General features: G+C 77.8%; 4 protein-coding genes. 1 reads left to right on the forward strand and 3 read right to left on the reverse strand.

Going from position 1 to position 4005, the window contains the following annotated elements; translation table 11 throughout:
• The 3 genes from C892_RS28320 to C892_RS0100905 all read right to left on the reverse strand — a co-directional run.
• On the reverse strand, positions 1 to 823 hold an 823-nt coding region (locus C892_RS28320), incomplete at its 3' end, for a thioesterase family protein (protein ID WP_017555629.1).
• A gap of 137 nt (positions 824 to 960) precedes the next feature.
• A complete protein-coding gene (locus tag C892_RS0100900; protein WP_017555630.1) occupies positions 961 to 2250 on the reverse strand; it encodes a Gfo/Idh/MocA family protein in 1290 nt (429 codons plus the stop codon).
• An 84-nt stretch (positions 2251 to 2334) separates the two neighbouring features.
• Positions 2335 to 2937 carry a hypothetical protein gene (locus C892_RS0100905; RefSeq protein WP_026124057.1) on the reverse strand — a complete coding sequence of 201 codons (603 nt, stop codon included), beginning with the start codon at positions 2935 to 2937 and terminating at the stop codon, positions 2335 to 2337.
• Positions 2938 to 3157: 220 nt separating this feature from the next.
• Between C892_RS0100905 and C892_RS28325 the strand changes: the two genes are divergently transcribed.
• On the forward strand, positions 3158 to 4005 hold an 848-nt coding region (locus C892_RS28325), incomplete at its 3' end, for an NmrA family NAD(P)-binding protein (protein ID WP_017555631.1).

Genomic DNA, 4005 nt, shown 5'->3' on the forward strand with positions numbered 1-4005 from the left:
GCACCGCCGCGATCTGCGCCGCCTGCGCGACCAGGCGGTCCTTGGCGTCCCACACCCGGACCGACACGTCCATGCGGTCGCCGGAGACCTCCTCGGCCTGCATCGCCACCCGCACCGGCCCGGGGGCGGGCACGGCGCGGACGTAGGCGCTCATCTGCACGGTCGGGGCCCACCCGGCCAACCCGAGGTCGTAGGAGACCGGCGGCACCATGTCGAGGGCGACCAGCAGCGACAGCGGGTCCCAGTCCGCGCCGCCGGCCAGCCGCTGCCACCCGGCGACCCGGCCGCGCAGGGAGGGGCGGCCGGCCAGGGCCTGCACGGTCTGCGGGTCGATCCGCTGGTCGACCACCTCCATCAGCGGGACGCGGAACCCGGAGCCGGGCACGTCCGCGGGGGAGTGCGGGCACGCGTGCTCGGCGGGCAGCGGCTCCGGTTCGGTGCGGGACCAGAAGGGGGCCGGCTCGCCGAGGCGCCCGTTGGTGGCCAGCGCCTCCACGCACACGCCGCCGTCCTGCTCCAGGCGCACCCGCGTGCGGGTGGAGCCCTTGCCCGCGCGGAGGGTCTCGACCTGCACGCGCGCGGGGCCGGGGCGGGGCGGGAGCACGAATGAGGCCGCCATCGCGGTCGGGTCGGGGTGCCCGTCGGCCGAGGCGAGGCAGGCGGCGCGCCCCATGACCGCCATCAGGTAGCCGCCGTGCAGCTTGTCGCCGACCGCCCACTGCGGGTCGAGGACGGCGTCGAACACGCGGTGGGCGCCGTCGGCGGGCGCGCCGGGCGGTTCGGCTGTCGCGGTGAGCGCGGTGGCGGCGGCGAAGTCGGCCATGCGGGGTCTCCTCGGGGTGCGGCGGACGGCTGGTGCCCCGAGTCTAATGATCAACTAGTTGAATAGGTCTTCGGGGGAGGTCGACCGTGACCGGCGGTAGGCGCGGCCGTCCACCGTGATGTCCCGCGAGCCCTTCCTCACCGGTGCCATGACCCCTCCGTCTCCTCCGTCTGCTCTGTCCTCTCGGGCAGCTCTACCACCCGGCGCTCCAAGCGCGCGCGCTCGGCGGCGAACACCAGAAGGTGCGAGCGGAGGGCGTCCTCGCCGCCGGTCTCCACCAGCTCCGGGTCCCCGGCGGCCACCCCCGCGAAGAACGCCGAGAGCAGGCCCCCGTCGCCGCCGCCGTGCCCCGCCCCTGCGCTGTCCGCGGCCTCGGGCTTGAAGGTCTCGGTCGTCCCGGCCAGGAAGTCGTCCACGGTCACCGACTCACCGTCGCAGTGCAGCTCGCCCCCGGTCCCGAACACCGTGGTGCGGCGGTGGCCCGCCCGGGAGAAGGCCGTCATGGTGAACGTCCCGGTCGCCCCGCCCCCGAACTCCAGCGCCACCACCTGCCGGTCCACCACGTCGTTGTCGCAGTGGTAGACGCACCTGCCGTAGGGGCCGGTGCGCAGGGCCTCGGCCACCGACTCGGCGGTCGGCTCGGGGGTGAGCACGTCCAGCGGCCAGCCGGTGGCCCCCTGCTCCAGGAACCGGCCGTAGATCCGCGGCGCGGAGTAGGCGCAGTCGGGCTCCACCGGGCACTCGGTGCAGCGCTCGGCGGCCCCCGGCGGCGCCTGCTCGGGGCGGAAGTGGCGCAGCGACCCGAACGAGGACACCGCGGTGGGCTCGCGCCCCACCACGTGGCGGATCCAGTCCAGGTCGTGGCAGGACTTGGCCAGCAGCATGGGCGCGGCCTCGTCGGTGCGCCGCCAGTTGCCGCGGACATAGGAGTGGGCCTGGTGCCAGAAGCCGACCGGCTCGACGTGGTCGATGCCGGTCACCGTGCCGATCCGCCCGGCGTCCAGCAGGGACCTCACCAGGCGGGTGTAGGGGGCGTGCCGCAGCACGTGGCCGACGCCCAGCAGCACCCCGGCGCGGCGGGCGGCCTCCACGATCGCCTCGCAGTCGGCGCGGGTCTGCGCCAGCGGCTTCTCCACCATCAGGTGGTGGCCCGAGGCGGCGAACGCCAGGACGGGCTCCAGGTGGGCGTCGTCCAGCGTGCACACCAGGGCGGCGTCCGCGGTCCGGGGCAGGGCGGCGGCCTCGCGCCAGTCGGCGAACCGCGCCTCAGGGGGCACCCCGCAGGCGTCCGCCAGGCGGTCGCGGTAGGCCGGGCGCGGTTCGGCCACCGCCACCACCCGCGCGATGCGGGGGTGCTCCCGGATCCAGGCGGCGTAGGCGCTGCCGCGCGAACCGGCTCCCACGATCAGTACCCGTACCGGTGCCATGCGGGGGTTCCTCCTCACCCGTGGGCCCGCGGGGGGGCGGGCGGTCCCATCCTCCACGGGTGTCCTTCCCCGGGCGGGCGGCGGTCAGCAGAAGATCCAGCAGCCGGGTTCGTCGACGGGCTCCTCGTCCTCCGGGGGCGGGCTCTCGCCGCCTCCTCCGCCGCCGTCTCCGCCGTCTCCGCCGTCTCCGCCGTCTCCACCGTCTCCGCCCTCGTCCCCGTCCCCGCCGCCGGGCGGACCGTCCGGCGGGGGCCGCTCGGTGCCCTCGTCCGGGGGCGGCGCGGTCTCCGGAGGGGACTGCGGGGTCGGCGAACCGGTCGGGGGCGTCGGCTCGTCCTCCTCCGGCGCACCGTCCCGCCCGGCCTCCTGCGAGGCGGAGGGGGAGGCGCTCGGAGAGGCGCCGGGCGCGCTCTCGGAGGGTGCGGCCGATGCCGGGGCCGAAGCGCCGGAGGAGGCCGGCGGCGGCGAGGGAGGGGCGGCGTCCGGCGCACCGCCCCCACCGCCCCCGCCCCCGCCGTCGGCGGCGGAGGGCGGACGCCCGGACCCCGGGCCGAGCGAGGCGGCGAGCAGGGCGCCGGTCAGGGCCGTCCCGGCAGCGAGCACCGCGGCGACCGTCAGCAGGCGGCGCCGGCGCTCGGCCGCGCGCCTGCGCCGGCGCGCGGCCGAGCGCGGCCCGTCGTCGACCATGGGGGACCGTGCCTTTCCGGAGTCGGGGGGTACTGCCGCGGACAGGCGCCTGGCGTGCACGGAAACGCCCCCGGACACTAACGCGATCCCCCGGAGTGTCAAACCGGCGCCGAGGTGCGGACACGGCGGGGGTCCCTTGACGGGCGGACCGGCGTCCGTGAGCGTCGGGGCAGGCGCGCGGCCGCCGTCCCGAGGCGGGGCGCGCCGTGGAGGGAGGCCCATGATGGAGCCGATCCTGGTGACCGGTGCGGCAGGCGGCGGGCAGGGGGCCACCGGCAACCGCGTGGCCCGCACCCTGCTGGCCGGCGGGCTGCCGGTGCGGGCGCTGGTGCGCGCCGACGACGAGCGCGCGGCGCGGCTGCGCAAGGCCGGTGCCGAGGTGGCCGTCGGTGACCTGCGGGAGGTGGAGGACGTCCTGCGCGCGGTGCGCGGGGTGCGCCGGGCCTACTTCGCCTACCCGGTGCGCGAGGGGTTCCTGGACGCGGCGGCGGCGTTCGCCGCGGCGGCCCGCCGCGCCGGGGTGGAGCGGGTGGTTTCCCCCTCCCAGCTGGCGGCGGCGCCCGATGCGCCGACCCCGCACATGCGGCGGCACTGGGTGGCCGAGGAGCTGCTGGACCGCGCCGGGGTGGGCGCCGTCCACCTGCGGGCGGCGGTGTTCTACGAGAACCTGCGGGTGGTGCTGGAGGCGGGCCGGGGCCGGGAGATCGCCCTGCCGCTGGGGGACCGCAGGACCCAGCTGCCGCTGGTGGCGGCGGGGGACGTGGTGCGGGTCGCGGTCGGCCTGCTGGCGGCGGCCGAGCCGGCGGCGGACCCGGTGTGCCGGCTGGTCGGCCAGGTCGCGGGCATCGGGGAGGCCGCCGACGCCTTCGCCGAGGGGACGGGGGCGCCGGTGGCCTACACCGACCTGCCGGAGGAGGAGTGGCGGCGCCGGGCGGAGGCCCTCTACGGCGACCCCGCGGCGGTGGAGCACCTGAGCGCGCTGTGGGCGGTCTTCAAGGCGCTCGGCCACGGCCACGGCCTGTGGTCCCCGACCGAGGAGATCGAACGGTACGGCGGGGGGCCCCCCCC

This window comes from Nocardiopsis baichengensis YIM 90130 (assembly GCF_000341205.1).
Lineage (GTDB): Bacteria > Actinomycetota > Actinomycetes > Streptosporangiales > Streptosporangiaceae > Nocardiopsis_A > Nocardiopsis_A halophila.

Coding starts and splice junctions, on each gene's coding strand:
- C892_RS0100900 (WP_017555630.1), bottom strand. CDS start 2,250: ATGGCACCGGTACGGGTACTGATCGTGGGAGCCGGTTCGCGCGGCAGC.
- C892_RS0100905 (WP_026124057.1), bottom strand. CDS start 2,937: ATGGTCGACGACGGGCCGCGCTCGGCCGCGCGCCGGCGCAGGCGCGCG.